This window comes from Dermatophilus congolensis, from assembly GCF_900447215.1.
Classification (GTDB): domain Bacteria; phylum Actinomycetota; class Actinomycetes; order Actinomycetales; family Dermatophilaceae; genus Dermatophilus; species Dermatophilus congolensis_A.
This window is the reverse complement of the sequence record NZ_UFYA01000001.1, coordinates 1,811,510-1,828,215: the sequence shown is the minus strand read 5'-3', so window position 1 is coordinate 1,828,215 and position 16,706 is coordinate 1,811,510. Positions and strand designations below refer to the sequence as shown.

Annotated in this window: 16 protein-coding genes; 10 read left to right on the top strand and 6 right to left on the bottom strand. The window is 59.3% G+C overall.

The features are described 5' to 3' along the window. Nucleotides 1-921, top strand: coding sequence for a phosphoribosylaminoimidazolesuccinocarboxamide synthase (locus DXZ77_RS08080; protein ID WP_115031259.1), 921 nt, complete (start codon nucleotides 1-3; stop codon nucleotides 919-921). Nucleotides 922-959: 38 nt separating this feature from the next. On the opposite strand, the gene DXZ77_RS08075 is transcribed toward DXZ77_RS08080, so the two are convergent. Further along, the gene (locus DXZ77_RS08075) at nucleotides 960-1,892 is read right to left on the bottom strand and encodes a spermidine synthase (RefSeq protein ID WP_181816075.1); all 933 of its coding nucleotides are present in this window, start codon (nucleotides 1,890-1,892) and stop codon (nucleotides 960-962) included. Between the two features lie 135 nt (nucleotides 1,893-2,027). On the opposite strand from DXZ77_RS08075, the gene DXZ77_RS08070 reads away from it, so the two are divergent. From DXZ77_RS08070 to purM, 4 genes are all read left to right on the top strand, one after another. Then, the gene (locus DXZ77_RS08070; protein WP_115032768.1) at nucleotides 2,028-2,420 is read left to right on the top strand and encodes a sterol carrier family protein; all 393 of its coding nucleotides are present in this window, start codon (nucleotides 2,028-2,030) and stop codon (nucleotides 2,418-2,420) included. Nucleotides 2,421-2,524: 104 nt separating this feature from the next. Beyond that, complete coding sequence (locus DXZ77_RS11815; RefSeq protein WP_147279234.1) at nucleotides 2,525-2,869, top strand: magnesium transporter; 345 nt, start codon at nucleotides 2,525-2,527, stop codon at nucleotides 2,867-2,869. A 60-nt stretch (nucleotides 2,870-2,929) separates the two neighbouring features. After that, nucleotides 2,930-4,531, top strand: a complete 1,602-nt coding sequence (purF, locus tag DXZ77_RS08060; protein ID WP_115031254.1) for an amidophosphoribosyltransferase — start codon at nucleotides 2,930-2,932, stop codon at nucleotides 4,529-4,531. Between the two features lie 31 nt (nucleotides 4,532-4,562). Further along, nucleotides 4,563-5,699 carry a phosphoribosylformylglycinamidine cyclo-ligase gene (purM, locus tag DXZ77_RS08055; protein ID WP_115031252.1) on the top strand — a complete coding sequence of 379 codons (1,137 nt, stop codon included), beginning with the start codon at nucleotides 4,563-4,565 and terminating at the stop codon, nucleotides 5,697-5,699. Nucleotides 5,700-5,862: 163 nt separating this feature from the next. Here purM and DXZ77_RS08050 read toward each other — a convergent pair whose 3' ends face one another. The 4 genes from DXZ77_RS08050 to flgN all read right to left on the bottom strand — a co-directional run bounded on the left by DXZ77_RS08050 (nucleotide 5,863) and on the right by flgN (nucleotide 7,746). After that, nucleotides 5,863-6,069 (bottom strand): DUF3073 domain-containing protein, encoded by a 207-nt coding sequence (locus tag DXZ77_RS08050; protein ID WP_028326778.1) that lies wholly within the window; start codon nucleotides 6,067-6,069, stop codon nucleotides 5,863-5,865. A gap of 270 nt (nucleotides 6,070-6,339) precedes the next feature. Further along, nucleotides 6,340-6,648: a carbon storage regulator CsrA gene (gene csrA, locus DXZ77_RS12755; protein ID WP_115031251.1), complete on the bottom strand. Its 309-nt coding sequence runs from the start codon at nucleotides 6,646-6,648 to the stop codon at nucleotides 6,340-6,342. Between the two features lie 80 nt (nucleotides 6,649-6,728). Next, on the bottom strand, nucleotides 6,729-7,130 hold the full coding sequence (locus tag DXZ77_RS08040) for a flagellar assembly protein FliW (protein ID WP_115031249.1): 402 nt from the start codon (nucleotides 7,128-7,130) through the stop codon (nucleotides 6,729-6,731). A gap of 88 nt (nucleotides 7,131-7,218) precedes the next feature. After that, nucleotides 7,219-7,746 (bottom strand): flagellar export chaperone FlgN, encoded by a 528-nt coding sequence (gene flgN, locus DXZ77_RS08035; protein WP_115031247.1) that lies wholly within the window; start codon nucleotides 7,744-7,746, stop codon nucleotides 7,219-7,221. A 453-nt stretch (nucleotides 7,747-8,199) separates the two neighbouring features. Here flgN and DXZ77_RS08030 point away from each other — a divergent pair, with 453 nt between their 5' ends. Next, nucleotides 8,200-9,120: a sigma-70 family RNA polymerase sigma factor gene (locus DXZ77_RS08030; protein WP_258553216.1), complete on the top strand. Its 921-nt coding sequence runs from the start codon at nucleotides 8,200-8,202 to the stop codon at nucleotides 9,118-9,120. Nucleotides 9,121-9,432: 312 nt separating this feature from the next. On the opposite strand, the gene DXZ77_RS08025 is transcribed toward DXZ77_RS08030, so the two are convergent. Next, nucleotides 9,433-10,848 carry a class I SAM-dependent methyltransferase gene (locus DXZ77_RS08025; RefSeq protein ID WP_115031243.1) on the bottom strand — a complete coding sequence of 472 codons (1,416 nt, stop codon included), beginning with the start codon at nucleotides 10,846-10,848 and terminating at the stop codon, nucleotides 9,433-9,435. 385 nt (nucleotides 10,849-11,233) lie between these two features. Between DXZ77_RS08025 and DXZ77_RS08020 the strand changes: the two genes are divergently transcribed. The 4 genes from DXZ77_RS08020 (at nucleotide 11,234) to DXZ77_RS08005 (ending at nucleotide 16,679) form a co-directional block, all read left to right on the top strand. Further along, nucleotides 11,234-12,250, top strand: a complete 1,017-nt coding sequence (locus DXZ77_RS08020) for a sigma-70 family RNA polymerase sigma factor (protein ID WP_258553214.1) — start codon at nucleotides 11,234-11,236, stop codon at nucleotides 12,248-12,250. 555 nt (nucleotides 12,251-12,805) lie between these two features. Continuing rightward, nucleotides 12,806-13,882: a glycosyltransferase family protein gene (locus tag DXZ77_RS08015; protein WP_115031241.1), complete on the top strand. Its 1,077-nt coding sequence runs from the start codon at nucleotides 12,806-12,808 to the stop codon at nucleotides 13,880-13,882. Nucleotides 13,883-13,884: 2 nt separating this feature from the next. After that, nucleotides 13,885-15,225, top strand: a complete 1,341-nt coding sequence (locus DXZ77_RS08010) for a glycosyltransferase family 2 protein (protein WP_115031239.1) — start codon at nucleotides 13,885-13,887, stop codon at nucleotides 15,223-15,225. Nucleotides 15,226-15,401: 176 nt separating this feature from the next. Then, nucleotides 15,402-16,679, top strand: a complete 1,278-nt coding sequence (locus tag DXZ77_RS08005; RefSeq protein WP_115031237.1) for a hypothetical protein — start codon at nucleotides 15,402-15,404, stop codon at nucleotides 16,677-16,679. Nucleotides 16,680-16,706 lie beyond the last annotated feature (27 nt).

Here is a 16,706-nt window from a genome sequence, read left to right as displayed (position 1 = left end):
ATGGGTGCTTACACGCCGGGAACGGCTTTGGATGGTTTTACGCACGTGTATTCGGGCAAGGTGCGTGATTTGTATGCGCCGTTGGATCAGGTGACGGGTGAGCCGCGATCGGATCAGGTGCTGCTTGTTGCCTCTGACCGTATTTCTGCATTCGATTACGTGTTGGATAGTGATATCCCTGACAAGGGTCGAGTGTTGACGCAGATGTCGCTGTGGTGGTTTGAGCAGTTCGCTGATTTGGTTCCTAACCATGTGGTTTCCACCGATGTGCCTGAGCAGGTGCAGGGTCGGGCTGTGTTGGTCAAGCGTCTGGAGATGTTGCCGGTGGAGTGCATCGGTCGGGCGTATCTGACAGGCGGTGGTTTGGCGGAGTATCAGCAGGTGGGAAGCGTGTGTGGTGTGGCGTTGCCTGATGGTTTGGGTGAGGCTTCGAAGTTGCCGGAGCCGATTTTCACGCCGACGACCAAGGCTCCGTTGGGTGAGCATGATGCGCCGATGACGTTCTCGCAGGTTCAGGAGGAGATCGGTGAGGCGTTGGCAGAGAAGGTCCGTGATTTGACTGTCGCGATTGTTAAGCGTGGCAATGAGATTGCGGGGGAGCGGGGCATCCTTGTGGCAGATACCAAGGTGGAGTTTGGTGTCGAGGGTGTGGATGCTGATGGAGTTCCGAATGTGATTTTGGCTGATGAGCTTTTGACTCCGGACTCCTCGCGCTTTTGGCGGGCTCAGGAGTGGACTCCGGGGCAGGCACAGAAATCGTATGACAAGCAGTTTGTGCGGGATTGGTTGCTGTCACCGGCTAGTGGCTGGGATCGCCGTAGTGGTCAGGTTCCTCCGGCATTGCCGGAGGAGGTTGTTGAGGCAACGCGGGCTACGTATGTAGCTGCTTATGAGGCGTTGACGGGAGTCACGTTCGTGTGAGTGTGATGGCGGGCGGTTTAACTTCGTGGTTATTTCGGTTAGACCGCCCGCCATACTGATGGGGTAGGCGGTTCGGGGGAGGGGGCGTCTTCGTGTGCCCCGATGGGTGCGGCGGTGGCGCTCAGGCGTCGGGTTTCTTCTTCCCCGCGCATCCCGGTGGGGAATGAGGCGCGCAGGATGCGGCGGCGTAGTTCTTCTTCGGGTAATGCAACTGCTGAAGCGACGATCACTACATTGCCGAATCGGCGTCCGCGTAGTACGTCATGGGTGCTGATCATGACGGCGTGGCTTAGACCGGCGCTGGCAGCGGTGGCGACCATGCGGGCTGCGTAGGCTAGGCCGGGTTTGTCGGGCACGTTGAATGCTGCGAGTCCGGCGGTGCGCAATACTCGCGCAATCTGATTCCAGAACGTAGATGTGGCCAGTGGTGCAGGGATGCGTCCGGCGGCGAAGGCGTCGACAACGAGTAAATCTGCGCTGTCATCGGCGAGGGCAGTGATGCCATCTTGTCCGAGCTGTTCTCTCACGCGGATGCGGTGCCCGCGGGGCAGGGGGAGTTCTTCGCGGATTCGTGCGGTGACGTCTGCTCGGGGCTCGAGCACAATCTGGGGGGATCCTGGGCGGGTGTATTCGATGTAGCGGGGCAGGGTTAGGCCTGCGCCGCCGATGTGTGTGGTGGTGATCTTCCCGATGGGCAGCACATCGACTACGGCGGCGAGTTGCTGCATGTATTCGAAGGGGATGAGGCCAGGGTCAGCAGTGTGGACGTAGGACTGGGGGAACCCATCGATCATGACGGTGACTCCGCCGAGTTCGTCAGGGATGAGTTCGAAGGTGTCGGTGGTTTCTGTGCCTGGGTCGGTAGTGCGGTCGAGCACGTCGGTGTGAGAGGAGGCCAAGGTGGTGTTTGTGCGGGCTGTGGCCTGGGTTGTTGTGAGTCGTGCGCCGCGGCGTGTGGAACGTCTGCCCATCACTGCATCGTACGCCGCGCAGCTTGGGAAGCCCTGAACAGTGTTCGCGTGCCGGGCGGGTTGGTGGAGGATGAGGAGGTGTTTGTGTCGATGGCTGTCACAGGGTGATGGGCTGTGCATGTGGAGGGTTTTGCTATGGGGCGTCGGGTAGACCCAGTTGTTGGACATGAAGCATTAGTGAAGTGGCGTGACCAGGCTGAGCAGGATGGCTCACTGCAGCAGGAGCGTCCTGTGCAGGTGAATAGGTCATTGGTGGCGACGGCGGTGCGATATTCCTTAGAGGAGCTTGGTCAGCGGCATCCTGGGCACAGTGTGGAGGTGCGGGTGCCGCCGTTTGGGGTGGTGCAGTGTGTGCAGGGGCCTCGGCACACACGGGGAGTTCCTCCGAATGTGGTGGAAATGGATGCGCAGACGTGGCTAGGGCTGGTGGTGGGGCAGCTGTCGTGGGAGCACATGTGCGCCGCGGGTCGCGTGTCGGCTTCGGGTGAGCGTTCTGACTTATCGGGGATGTTGCCGCTGTTTGCGTGATGGCCAACAGGTGCATTGTTGGGGTGTTGTATGTAAGTTAAGCAGCGGCGCAGCGTCGGTTGTCGGGTCCTGAATTGGGCTGCGGGTCCACGTAGGCTGGGGGTGTGAATGCTGAGCAGACTCCACCTACTGATGATGAGTCCACTGATGCCTCCGGTCAGCCTGTGCCTCAACCGGTGACTTTCTCGGGGCAAGATCCGATCATTACTGCTCGGATGCGTGTTCGCAGGTCACCGCGGTATGGCCGGTTTATTGGTGTGGGATTTATCTGCGGGATGCTGATTGGTCTTCTTCTTGATTTCTATGCCCCTATCTGGGCTGGTGGGGTTTCGGGCGGGGCAGTGCAGTACAGCGATACGTCGATGACGATGTTCGTTGTCGCTGTGATTGGTCTTGTTGGTGCTTTCCTGGGGTGCGTGCTGGCTTTGGCTCTTGACCGTAAGGGCTGAAGGGTACGGATCTGCCCACGAAGAAATTGCCCGCCGTCGTGCCTGTGACAGACTGAACACGTGCATCGCGGTGACGGACGACTGAACCACAACCTTCTCGACGACGACCACGGCCCTGCGGACCACTGCGGCGTCTTCGGTGTTTGGGCTCCGGGGGAGGAGGTCGCCAAGCTGACCTACTTCGGTCTGTATGCCGTGCAGCACCGTGGCCAGGAGTCTGCCGGTATCGCTGCCAGTAATGGCAAGCGCATGCTGGTTTACAAAGACATGGGACTAGTTAGCCAGGTTTTTGACGAGAACAGTCTCAGCTTGCTGACTGGCCACATCGCTATTGGCCATACCCGCTATTCCACTACTGGGGCTAGCCGCTGGGAGAACGCCCAGCCCACTTTGGGGGATGCTGGCCAGGGCACGGTGGCGCTGGCGCATAACGGCAACCTCATTAACTCGGCGGAGCTTCGTGAGGCTGTGCAGGAGCTTTCTGGTGGGGCTCATCACGGTGAGCTGAAGCAGGGGAACACTACGGATACTGCGTTGGTGACGGCGTTGCTGTCGCACAGCGAAGGTGCGTCTTTGGAAGAGCGTGCGCTGAAGGTATTGCCGCTGCTGCGGGGTGCTTACTCCTTCGTATTCATGGATGAGAACACGTTGTATGCGGCACGTGATCCGCAGGGTGTGCGTCCGCTTGTGTTGGGGCGTTTGGAGCGCGGCTGGGTGGTTGCCAGTGAAACCGCGGCTTTGGACATCGTCGGTGCCAGCCACGTGCGCGAGATTGAGCCTGGTGAGTTTTTGTCCATCGGTCCCGATGGTTTGCACAGCACGCGTTTTGCTGATCCTGCTCCGGCTCGATGTGTTTTTGAATATGTATACCTGGCTCGCCCGGATACGACTATCCATGGCCGTAATGTCTACACGTCTCGGGTGGAGATGGGGCGGGCGCTGGCGCGTGAGCACCCAGTCGAAGCCGACATGGTGATGGCTACGCCAGAGTCGGGGGTGCCATCAGCTATTGGGTACGCCCAGGAGTCAGGGATTCCCTATGGCAACGGTCTTGTGAAGAACGCGTATGTGGGGCGTACGTTTATCGCTCCTAGCCAAACCATCCGCCAGTTGGGTATTCGTTTGAAGCTCAATCCGCTGCGTGAGGTGATCGCTGGTAAGCGGCTCGTGGTGGTGGATGACTCAATTGTGCGGGGGAATACACAGCGTGCCCTGGTGCGGATGCTCCGTGAGGCCGGTGCAGCTGAGGTGCATGTACGTATTTCTTCTCCGCCGGTGAAGTGGCCTTGCTACTACGGTATTGACTTCGCTACTCGTGCTGAGCTCATCGCTAATGGGCTTGATGTGGATGAGATCTGCGCAAGTATCGGTGCTGACTCGCTGGGATTTATCAGTGATGAGGGCATGATCGCGGCTACTGAGCAGGAAGTAAGCACCCTGTGCACGGCGTGCTTCTCGGGTAACTATCCGATCGAGCTGCCTGAGCCAGGAGATCTAGGCAAGTCTGTGCTTGAGCAGAAGGGGCTGCGCCCTGCTATTGATGCCGAGGCCGATTCGGGTCTGCTTGATGCACAGCTTACTGAGGTGCGTCATGGCGGTACGGGTCGTGTTGTTTCTCCTGATGCGCCGTCGGCTCATGCCCCTGCCGGCAGCGACCACTGACCCTCGTAAGCCTGTTTCTGGAAGGACCGCCATGAGCGAAAACACTTCACCGATCACGTATGCCGCGGCTGGCGTTGATGTTGAGGCTGGCGACCGTGCTGTTGAGTTGATGAAGGCCTCTGTGGCCCGTGCGCAGCGCCCTGAGGTTCTGGGAGGGTTGGGCGGCTTCGCGGGGATGTTTGATGCCTCTGCGCTGGCGGGGATGAAGCGACCTGTGTTGGCAACGAGCACTGATGGTGTTGGCACGAAGGTTGCGATTGCACGTGCAACGGGCATTCTCGACACGATCGGTATTGATCTAGTCGGCATGGTCGTGGATGACATTGTTGTGTGTGGTGCTGAGCCGCTGTTCATGACGGATTACATCGCATGCGGCAAGGTGGAGCCCAGCCGGATCGCATCGATTGTTTCTGGGATTGCTGAGGGGTGTCGCCAAGCGGGTGTGGCTCTGGTCGGCGGTGAGACGGCAGAGCACCCTGGTCTTATGGCTGCGGATGAGTTTGATTGTGCTGGCGCGGCAACTGGTGTTGTTGAGTATGACGATGTGCTCACCCCGAACCGGGTTCGTCTTGGCGATGCAGTGATTGCCTTGGCTTCTTCTGGGGTGCACTCCAATGGATATTCCTTGGTGCGTGCGGTGATGGATTCTGCCGGGTGGGGGTATGACCGTCACGTGGATGAGTTTGGCCGCACGGTGGGGGAGGAGCTTCTGGAGCCGACCCGTATTTACACAAAACTGCTTTTGGATGTGCTGCGTGCACCTGGTGCCGATGTGCATGCGTTGTCGCACGTGACAGGTGGAGGTTTGGCAGCCAACCTTGCGCGGGTGTTGCCCGCTGGCGTTGCGGCTGTGGTTGACCGTTCTACGTGGAATCCTCCGGCTGTTTTTGAGGTGATTCAGCGCTTGGGAGCGGTTCCTGGCGCAGATATGGAAAAAACCCTCAACTTGGGTGTTGGGTTTGTTGCTGTAGTGGCGCCGCAGACGGCTGAAATTGTGATCGAGAAGGCTCGCGCTGCTGGTGTGGATGCCTGGCATATGGGTGAGATCAAGGGTCTTGATGAGGCTGCTGGTCTTGCCGATGGTTCTGGGCTTGTTCAGGGAGCCAAGGGCGTGCAGGGCGGTGCTGTCGCGATGGTTGGGCATCATGGCAATGGTGTAGGCGCCTGAGGTTCACGAAGGCCTGACGGGGCGTGTGGTGTGAGTACAGGCAATGGGCCTGTTACTCACACCACACGCTCTTGTTGGGCTGTTTTGGACGTAGTTGAGGGACCGCACCACGAATGGTGCGGTCCCTCAACTACTGTGCGTGGCTTTACTGGTGAGCGAAACGTCAGTGACTACGCGAAGCCCAGCCCGAGTAATCGTCTTCGTCGTCGTCCCAGTCATCGTGGGATTTACTTGCATTCCCACGACCTGGCTGACGCGTCTGCTCTCCGTGGAGCTCGCGCTCAAGTGCCCTCAAGTCAGTGTCAGGAGTCCAGTATTTGAGCTCCCGAGCGACTTTGGTCTGCTTTGCCTTGGCTCGGCCGCGCCCCATGGCGTCGACCCCCTCACGCGTCCGTCGGAGTGATCCCGTCTCGCCCTTCCCACGAAGAGACCACGTGGCCGACACAATCTCGGCAGCGTGGTCCAGCATGTTCGGGGTGGAGCCGGGACGGCTCCGGAAATTCTGTCATGGTTCGTACCTCTACCGTACAGGACGGAATCGCCAACCAGGAACCGTGGCGGCTATCAGAAACGCACATCAGGGATACTGCGTGTCATTTCTTTGTACCAAAACCGGTTTTCTAGCCAGCGGAACCGCCGGTCACGGTTGGTATTGAGCTCCGGGTTCCGCATGTGATGCGGTCTGTTCGCCCGCCGCAGAGCTTTCTTCGGATTTCTTCTTACTCCCCGCGTGGATTCGGCGAGCCAGTTCAGCGGCGGAGCCAGGTTTGGCCTCGGCTGCCGCATTAGCTTTTTGAAGGTCCCGATAGATTTCTTCGCGGTGGATATCAACATCAGAAGGAGCCTTGATGCCGATCCGGACGGTGTCCCCGTTCACCTCCAACACGGTCACGACTACGTCGTGACCGATCAGGAGGCTTTGCTGGGGTCGGCGACTGAGTACCAGCACGTGAATTCCTTTTCTCGGCAGGTGCACCGAAGGTGGAGGGGTGGGAACTGCTGCTTTTGGTTACGGTAGCGCGGCAGTACTCAACTGACAGGGAGGCTCGCACGGAGTGGCAGATTCTGCCCGTCGAGGACTACCTGCATTGCCTTGCGTGTCTTTGTGTTGACGATGAGGGGTGCCATGAGGTTCGCTGCGGGCCCTTCGTTTTCAGAGCCGAGGTTCACAACGAGGAAAACCAATGCTTCTTCGGGGGAGTCAATGCCCAGTCGGGCAGCAGTGGACGGGTCGATGACTGGTGAGTAATCGGGGAAGAACGGGTTCGGTGCGATAACAACGAACGCCATGTCAGGAATGTCTAGGCACTCCATTTCGTACAGGCCGCCTTCTGCCTCGCTGAGACGGAAGTGCTGCGCCAGAGGGAATCCGACGAGACCGGCATCGAGAGTGATGTCGACGCTTGTGTTGACATCGGTCGTTGTGGTCATAGGTGTGTCTCCCACCCTTGTACTGGTTGGTTGTCTTCCCGGACGGCCTGGTGTCGCCCGGCGGTCAGTTCGGCCATGGTCGTAAGGGTCACGATTTTTGGTCGAACAGGTGGCGTGAACGGCTATTTGCTCGGGCCCCTTTGGCTGTGTAAGTGTCATCGCCAGTGGGACCGGGGGTGTGATTGAACTTTTCGAGCGTGTCCTGCACTGCTTTGTAGCTAACCTCGAGCATTTCGCTGTTGGTGCGGCTCAGTGCTGCTAGTTCTGCGCTGGCAACGCTGAGGGCCTGGCGGTGTTCTGCCAGTACCTCGTTCCACGGTGCAGGAGCTGCTGCAGCGATGGCGCTGAGAGGGGTTTCGGGGCTTAGTCCGAGTGCTTCGCATACGGGTTGGGCATCGACTGCGCGCATCAGGTCTGCTTCTCGCATTTCTGCAAGAACGAGCTCGATCTCCCGGGTTGAGCGGCCCAGCCAACGAGATCTGCCTGTTTCCACTAGCGCCTGTTGTGTGTCGAGGCGGTAAGTGAGAAGTTCAAGCAGCTCCTGGATGCGCCACAACCCTGTGGAGAGGTTGGACAGCGCCATGAGTGCTGTGTCGTCGAGGGACAAGTTCCTCATCGCGGTCTGCGTGTCGTTCACATTCGGCTCATCGACGTGCCAGCGGTGGAGTTGAGTGAAAGCGGTGGTGACCAGGAGTTTCTCTGCGTGCAGTTACCTTAAAAAGAACTTTTTTCGATAATTAATCTGACGAAGAATGTTGAGTGAGTAAATGATTCCGAAAAATCACTGAGAAATACGTGGGTGTGATTTTTTGGGAAAATATTCTCAGGTGGAGAATTCGAGCTTCGATGAAAAGTTGTGCACTCGTCTTTGTTGGTCGTTTTATTGCTTCTTTTTAAAACAGTCGTATGTCCAGTTGATTGTCGACAACTCTCCGAGGTGACTGTTTTCTTGCATTCAAGTGTTCAGTAAATCGTAAAGTAATCAAGCTCAAATAGGGGCACAATCAGGCATTTCTCAAAATGTGGTCAATCTTTGATGCTTCAAAGTATCTGGTCTGACAGTGGATTCGTGACCGTTTCTGATGAAAACCAACTCTCCGCAGCGAGTTCCACTGAGAGTTCGGTTGATATTGATGAGTTGTGTCGTGTGCATCTTCCTTTGGTGCATTTTGAGGTGAGGTCGATCGGTTCTCGGTTGCCTTCGCATGTGTATATGGATGATTTGGTGTCTGCGGGTATGGCGGCGTTGGCTGCTGCCGCGCGCTCATTTGATCCGTCGTTGGGTGTGCCGTTTGGTCGGTACGCGGTGCGGCGTATTCGTGGTGCGTTGTTGGATGAGTTGCGTTCTGCGGACTGGGCTACGCGTTCGTTGCGCTCAAAGGTGCGTCGTCGTGATGCGGTGCATGATGAGTTGGCTGCGAAGTTGGGGCGTCGCCCTGAGGTGGGCGAGGTTGCGCAGGCGTTGGGTGCGTCGGTGTCTGAGTTGGAGAAGTTGGATGCTGATCTGCATTCGTCGGTGGTGTTGCGTCTTGATGTGATTACTGATGGGGCCGGTGGTGATGGCTCTGGGGTGGATGCGTTGTTGCCTTCGAGTGTGGCTACGCCTGAGGCGACGTTGTTGGCGCGTGAGCGTCGTGCGTATTTGCGTGATGCGGTGGCTGTGTTGCCTGAGCGGTTGCGTGTTGTGGTGCGGGGGTGTTTTTTCGAGGATCGCCCGATGCGTGAGTTGGCTGAGGAGTTGGGGGTGACGGAGTCGCGTATTTCGCAGATGCGTGCGGAGGCGTTGAAGTTGTTGCGTGATGGGATGAATTCGCAGTTGTCGCCGGAGATGTTGGAGTCTGGTGGGCGGGGTGGTGTTGGCGGTGGTGGTGCGGTAGCGCGGCGTAAGGCTGCGTATTACGCGCAGGTCGCTGCTCGTTCCAACTACCGCGAACGACTCTCCCTAGCACAAGGTGATGAGGACATTGACAACCACAATGCCGCGATGTGATGACTCACGTCGGTGAGGCGTATTAATGGAAGTATCGGTCGTTTTTCTTAAGCAGCGAAGGAAAAGGTCGATACGAAGGTGAGTTCGATGAACAATCATCGCCTGATGGTCTTCGGCTACGTGCTTGGGACGGCTAGCGGGTGGGTTGGACCTCCACACAGTGGAGTTGAAAACTTTGTTGCGATGCGGGAAGTCAGAGGATTCCCCAGCCTCCCCCCGCATGCCGGCTTTCCCCCTGCCGGCTTTGACAAGGGCCTTTGCGCCTGAGTGCCCCCAACACTCGGCGCAGAGGCCCTTGCGTGTGCCCGGTGGCTACATATCGGAATTGTCCTGGTGTTCTTCGGGGCGCTCTTTGCGGGCGGTGAGTACGAACTCGTATGCCTCGAACAGGGTGCGGGCTTCATTGTTATCTACTCCGTAGGCGCTGAGCGCATCTAAAAGCGGAGTGAGCTGGGAGGGGTCAGCCAGTGGCAGTGTAGTGGCGGCTGCTGCTTCGCACCAGTTAAAGCCGCTACGTCGCAGTAGGCTTGCTCCTTCGATCATGGTGTAGAAGCGCAGGTGGGCGGGCTGAATCGGGCCTGTGGTGGTGTAGGTGAACCGGTCTTGAAGTAGCAACGGCAGGATGACCGACCAATGTTTGACATTGGGCAGGGTTGCGATGAGGAGTCCATCATCAGTGAGGTGATCGATGAGGGTGCGCAAGAGCCCTTCGGGATCGACAAGGCGTTCGAGGGTCCCTGCGAGGACGATGACATCGAAAGGTTCGCCGTCTAAAGGCAGCGCTCTTGGGCGGGTGAAGTCGACGGAATTGAGGTCTAGGTGGTGTACCTCATCCAGACAGGTGCGGGCAGCGGTTGCCAGGGGAGCGCTGGATTCGATGCCCACGACGTGTGCACCGAAGCGGTCTTTGACTGCTGCCCCTCGACTACCTGTTCCGCATGAGACATCAAGAACGCGCCGGGTTCCTTCAGGGATGTGATGTAGGAGCTCGCCTCGTTCAAGGGCGAGGGCATCGCCCATGGGGATGTTGGTGGGGGTTTCAGTAGTGGGGGGAAGTTGAGCCTCAAAAGTGAGGTTGTTTGTGGGGTTGGTCGGATGTTCGCGCCAGCGTTGCAGCATTGCTTTCGTGATGCGGTGAGCTGCGCGTCCTTGCCAAGCCACAGCGGCCATCTGGAACTGTTGTGTTTGGTCGATAAGGGGATTGTTAGCGGTGAAGTCTGTGGTGGATAGCTCGATGGGAGAAACGTTCATTCCGCTCAGGCGTGCCCGTTCCAAGATCGATCTGCCGACAGCGTCGATTTCGTCAAGGTCTTGTGGGCAGGGCGGTTCGGTTGGTGTTACGGGAACTGAACCGACTGGGGGAGTGTGCGCTGTCTCCAGGGGTGCTAGGCGACGTGGGGCCTCAGGGCGAAGTATGAGGCAGTCGGTGGCGACGTCGCCATCGCGTTCAGGGCCGAAAACATCCAGGGCGGGGTCTGCGGTCAGGGCGCGAGTGACTTTGATAGCGAAAAGAGGATCGGTGATGCGGGTTTTTTCGGAGAGCAGGATGATTGCTTCGACTGCCTCCATGGCAGCGGCAGCTTCCATCATGTCGGCGTATGCCTGACTGCGTGGCAAGTCTGTAGTGGTGATCAACGTTGCATCCCGACCGCCGTGGTCGGCGATGCCGGGTAGACAGTGCTTGTCGAAAACGTCTTGGCACTCGATGTGTACACCGAAGACGAACACGGAACCTCCTGCTTGCCCGGAAAGAGGGGGTCCGGGCTGTGCGGGGTTCGCGGTCCCGGTCCGGGATGTGAAGCCAATCGGCGAATATGGCGCGGTTGTAAATGAATTCACTGGTCTGGGAACGCTTTTGAATGAGTAAGGAAAGCGTTTTCTCTTTGTTGTGAACGGTTGTCTTGATGTCACGTTCGGAATTACAAGCTCCGTATTATTGAGCTGGTTATAGGTGGGTAAATTTTTTTGCGCAACATTGATAAATGGTTATCCCATGCACGCATGAGGCCGTGGATAAAACTGTGAATATCCTGATATTGACCACCTGACCTGCTGTGTCTCATTATATAGACACGGGTAGTCAGGGTGTTTAGTGATTTCTAGGTTTCGTTTCGTGACTGCTTCTAATTCAATGACAAGCCCCAAGGGGAAGGGCGAAAAAGAAAACCAGAACATCCACATGAATAGGTTCGCTGCCCGCGCACTGCTCAACGAAAGTGAAAACGGTCAGGAACAGTTGGAAATCCCTGAACCAATGTCCATTGATGAGTTGTGTCGTGTGCATCTTCCTTTGGTGCATTTTGAGGTGAGGTCGATCGGTTCTCGGTTGCCTTCGCATGTGTATATGGATGATTTGGTGTCTGCGGGTATGGCGGCGTTGGCTGCTGCCGCGCGCTCATTTGATCCGTCGTTGGGTGTGCCGTTTGGTCGGTACGCGGTGCGGCGTATTCGTGGTGCGTTGTTGGATGAGTTGCGTTCTGCGGACTGGGCTACGCGTTCGTTGCGCTCAAAGGTGCGTCGTCGTGATGCGGTGCATGATGAGTTGGCTGCGAAGTTGGGGCGTCGCCCTGAGGTGGGCGAGGTTGCGCAGGCGTTGGGTGCGTCGGTGTCTGAGTTGGAGAAGTTGGATGCTGATCTGCATTCGTCGGTGGTGTTGCGTCTTGATGTGATTACTGATGGGGCCGGTGGTGATGGCTCTGGGGTGGATGCGTTGTTGCCTTCGAGTGTGGCTACGCCTGAGGCGACGTTGTTGGCGCGTGAGCGTCGTGCGTATTTGCGTGATGCGGTGGCTGTGTTGCCTGAGCGGTTGCGTGTTGTGGTGCGGGGGTGTTTTTTCGAGGATCGCCCGATGCGTGAGTTGGCTGAGGAGTTGGGGGTGACGGAGTCGCGTATTTCGCAGATGCGTGCGGAGGCGTTGAAGTTGTTGCGTGATGGGATGAATTCGCAGTTGTCGCCGGAGATGTTGGAGTCTGGTGGGCGGGGTGGTGTTGGCGGTGGTGGTGCGGTAGCGCGGCGTAAGGCTGCGTATTACGCGCAGGTCGCTGCTCGTTCCAACTACCGCGAACGACTGACGACCGCTATTGATGCCTCAGACGAGATCACACTATTTAGCTCACGCGAATCAGCGTGAGGTGTTTCATAAATAGCGGGGCTGCCCCTGCGTGTCACATGGCGGTTGCCTCTCGCAACTCGAGCCATCTCGGCAAATGAGACACATCTCTTGTGTGGCGTGAGTCACACTCAAGAAAAATAGGCACCCATGAAAAACACTGCAACACAAGACTTATCGCTGGTCACAGCCACAGCAAGAAAACAGTCAGACCCACCCATTCGGGCGTAAAACACCCGTGCAAGACAGGTTGTCCAGACTTTCCCCACGAATGTTGTCAACGCCCATAAACACATGCCGAATGGGAGCCTGTCCCGAACAGACACCGACGTGATTGCGGCCTCGAGAGCAGACATGATCGGTCGGGGGCGGTCACACACTCAGGAGCGGTCACACGCACGCATGGACGCGAAAACCCTCGAGGAAAGCAACACTCAGCACGAACCACGGCTCCCGCCGATCAACGGCGGGAGCCTATTCACGCCAACACTCAACCCCACCCGGCCTGACACACAGCCACAAGAACGCCAACGTACTGCGCAAACACAGCTGTGAGCACAGCCGAAAGGAACTCACGTGGCCCGAATCGCCCTAGTGATGATCGCGCGTGACTCAGCCAGATACATAGAACGAGCCCTCGCCAGCGCTCACCCCTACGTAGACTCCAGCATCGTTCTCGACCTGGGCTCACACGACGACACCGCACAACGCGCCCGCCGCGCCGGAGCCCACGTCACCAAAGCCACCTGGCACGACGACCCCTCACTGCTGTGGAACCAAGCTCTGTCTGCAGCCAACGCCGACTGGCACCTCATCCTCGAAGCCCACGAGTGGATCGACAGCGGCGCTCACCAGCTCGAACACATACGCACATGGCCTCCCAACCGCGTAGGCCTGATCGAAATCATCCCCGGAGCAACATCCCGAGGAGCCGAAGCACCTCACCTCCAACCACGAATCCTGCCCGGATCCGTACGCTTCACTGGCCGATTCCACCCCGAACCGGCCTACCCCGGCATGAAAACCCACCCCCTGCCCACCGTTATCGCCTGCGACGACGCCGACGTCCTCGGCTGGTCCCTCGATCGCAACCTCGTCGGAGCCGCAGTAGCCCAAGCCCTCTTCATCCACCCAGATGATCCCCGCATCCTCGCCGAACTCGGCAAATGGCAACGCGCCCAAGGTGACCCCAGCGCAGCCGCAGGCAGCTTCGCCCGCGCCGCCGACGCCCTCGCCCCTGGACTGCTAGACCGCCACACCTACGTGATGGAAACCCTCGATGCCCTACGCGCCGCCAAACGCCACAGTGACGCCCTAGCACTCATCGATGCAGAAATGGGACAGTGGGAAAAATCACCTGACTTTCCTTACCTAGTAGGCGAATTGTTCTTCGACATGATCCTCGCTGACCCCAACAAAGCAGCTACGCTCGCACCCATGGCCGAAGCGTGCTGGAAACGAGCGATGTCGATCGGAGACACCACAAACCTGCCCGGCACCGTCACCGGGCGCGGAAGCTTCCTCGCAGCTCAAGCGATGGCAGTCATGCACACCACCCTCCAACACCCAGACGAAGCCGACCATTGGTTCGCCAAAGCACACGAATTACGCAGCGCAGCACCCTACGCCGCCCGCCCCCGACTACTCGGCTAACCGTGCCGCAAAACGCAAGCAACACAGACAAATTCCTTACTCAAACGAGTAAAAACAACGCCGATGAGCACACCATGACCACCAAACTGCTCGCCGCCTGCATCGTCGCCACCGACGAAGCCACCGACCTGCGCGCGTGCATCGCATCACTGCAGCGCCTAACCCCACTCGTCTCCGAAATCTGCGTCTACAGCATCGGAGCCGACCCCCGCATCCTCGACCAAGCAACCAACGCAGGCGCCACCGTTACCACCGGCACCGGCGAATACGACGAAAGCCTCGCCCGCAACAACGCCGCCGCCATGACCGACGCCACCTGGGTCCTGCACCTAACCCCCAACGACCGCGTCACCGCCGACACCGAACGCCTCGAACGCCTCATCCAAGCAACCCCCGGAATGATGGCCCAACCCGACCTCCTATCCATCCTCCTCACCCACGACGACGACCCCACCGAACACCGCGAAAAACTCCTCTACCGCCCAGCCATCGCCCGCTTCCGCGGAATCCACAACCCCCAACTCGAACCACTCATCCCCGGCCGCAAACCCACCACCCTCACCCCCGGCCGCGACGTCATCACCATCAACCGCACCACCAACACCCCCGACCCCGCCACCAACCGATCCCGCCTCGAACGCCGCCGCCACCGCGCCACCACAGCCATCACCACCCTCGAACACGAAGGCACCGCCGGCGACGCCCTCGTCACCGCACTCGTCGAACGCGCCCGACTCCACCGCGCCCTCGGCGACGACAACGCCGCCCTCACCGACCTCACCCGCGCACGCACCACCCGAGCCACCCGCATCTGCCGCTGGCGCGCCCGCCAAGACCTCGCCTCCCTGCTCATCGCCCACAACCACCACAACGCCGCCACTGCCGTCATCGCCGAACTCGACCGCGACGGAGCCGACAGCGAATACACCGCCTGGCTACGCGCACTATCCTCAGCCTCACAAGGCAAGGCCTACTCCGCCCTACGCACCCTACGCACCCTGCACAACGTCACCGCCGCCGACGGCCGCAAAGTCCCCACCACCACCATCCTCAACGAACGCATGATCCTCGCCGCCCGCATCGGCGAATTCGACGAAGCCCTCGACTGCTGCATCCGCCTAGTCTCCGTCCACGGCCAACCACAACGCTTCGCCCGCATGCTCCTCAAACTCTGGGGCGGACGATCCGCCGCCGGACTAGCCGAACGACTCATCGAAACAGGCGGACCCAACCAAACCGCCGTCGCCGCAGCCCTGGCCCAACTCGCCGAACCCGGCCCCACCATCGCCGCCAGCCTGCTCGAACCCACCAGCGAAAAAACCCCCACCGCCCCCACCCACTAACCACCCCATCCACGCAACACAACACCACAAGCCACCAGCACAAACACCGCCACAGGGTCCCCGAAAACACCCGCTGGTATACAGCCACACCGCATGTGGAAAGCCCCCATCTATACCTTCACAAACAAAGGTGCACAACCGCATCAAACCGGGGGAACAACCACAAGGGGACACCTGTGACGAGCACCACGCCCGACACCAGGCACACGCGCCAACACACCACCAAGCCACACCACCGCTACACCTGGATCACCCTCGACCGCGTCCCCCTGCTCGCCTTGGCCGCCCTCCTCATCCTCAGCCTCGCCGGCGCAGAGATCTACCTCAACTCCGGACTCGTCATCCCCGACACCCCCTTCCGACCCGTCTGGGCCTCCTACGACCGCGCCACCGCCATCGCCCTCGTCACCGCCGCGCTCATCGGCCTACTCGGCGCCGCCACCATCCCCCTCAAACACCCCATCCCCCTCACCTGGCGCACCACCACCCACACCCCAACCACCCGCAGTACCGCCCTCTGGTTCACCATCGCCGCCAGCGGAGTCACCCTCGGTCTCATCGCCAAAGGGCAATACCTTCTCTGGGCACCGGCCTACCTCACCTTCGAAGCACCCCCACCCATCATCTCCCTCGCCAGCGTCATCGCCCCCGTCGCACTCATCGCCGCAGGCATCGTCTCGACCCGACACCCCTGGACCGGCGCACTCCTAGCCATCGCCATGGCTACCATCCTCTTCTCCGGCGCCACCCGACTCTTCGCCGGATCGGCCGTACTCTTCCTCATCGGTCGACTCCTCGGCGGCATCCGCGTCCACGTGTGGGCCTGGTTTCTCGGCGGCACCTCCGCCGCCATCGCCCTACCCATCCCATTACTGCTACGCAACCAACTCACCCACGGCCTCATCCCCTACACCGAAGCCACTATCAGCCACCTCAGCGAACCCGGGTACCTCTCCACCGTCATCTCCACCATCGCTGAAAACGTCGGCTTCACCGTCCCTCTCCTGGTCCACGTCGCCGCAGAACGCGGCATCACCATCGATGACATCCTCATCGAACTCAACCCCGCCCCCGCCTCCATCGCCGGGTGGGACCGCATCGTCACCTCCATGCGGGTCCACTACTACATCCCCTACTCAATGCTCGGAGAATTCGCCAGCTTCGGCGCCCTCGCACTCACTGTGGCCGTCTTCGTCTGGGGAACCCTGCTGCGACTATGCATTCAACTCGTCGCCGACCCCGACTGCGGACTATCCCTGCTCTTCCTGGCCGCCCAACTAGGCCTATCCCTCATCAGCGTCCTCTACATCACCCAATACAACACCCGCAACGTCAACCGCGTCGTCACGATGATGATCGCCCTGGCCCTGGCGTTCTATCTAGCCAAAGCATTCCTAGCTCATTTCCGCTCTAGCGAACTACAGCCCCCTGACGCACCCGCCCTGACAACCTGAGGAAAAGAGCGCTATGGGTACCTCACT

Excerpts from the sequence above, each read along its gene's own strand:
- DXZ77_RS08080 (WP_115031259.1), top strand. The coding sequence starts at position 1 with ATGGGTGCTTACACGCCGGGAACGGCTTTGGATGGTTTTACGCACGTG.
- DXZ77_RS08075 (WP_181816075.1), bottom strand. The coding sequence starts at position 1,892 with ATGGGCAGACGTTCCACACGCCGCGGCGCACGACTCACAACAACCCAG.
- DXZ77_RS08070 (WP_115032768.1), top strand. The coding sequence starts at position 2,028 with ATGGGGCGTCGGGTAGACCCAGTTGTTGGACATGAAGCATTAGTGAAG.
- purM (WP_115031252.1), top strand. The coding sequence starts at position 4,563 with ATGAGCGAAAACACTTCACCGATCACGTATGCCGCGGCTGGCGTTGAT.
- DXZ77_RS08050 (WP_028326778.1), bottom strand. The coding sequence starts at position 6,069 with ATGGGGCGCGGCCGAGCCAAGGCAAAGCAGACCAAAGTCGCTCGGGAG.
- DXZ77_RS08040 (WP_115031249.1), bottom strand. The coding sequence starts at position 7,130 with ATGACCACAACGACCGATGTCAACACAAGCGTCGACATCACTCTCGAT.
- flgN (WP_115031247.1), bottom strand. The coding sequence starts at position 7,746 with ATGAGGAACTTGTCCCTCGACGACACAGCACTCATGGCGCTGTCCAAC.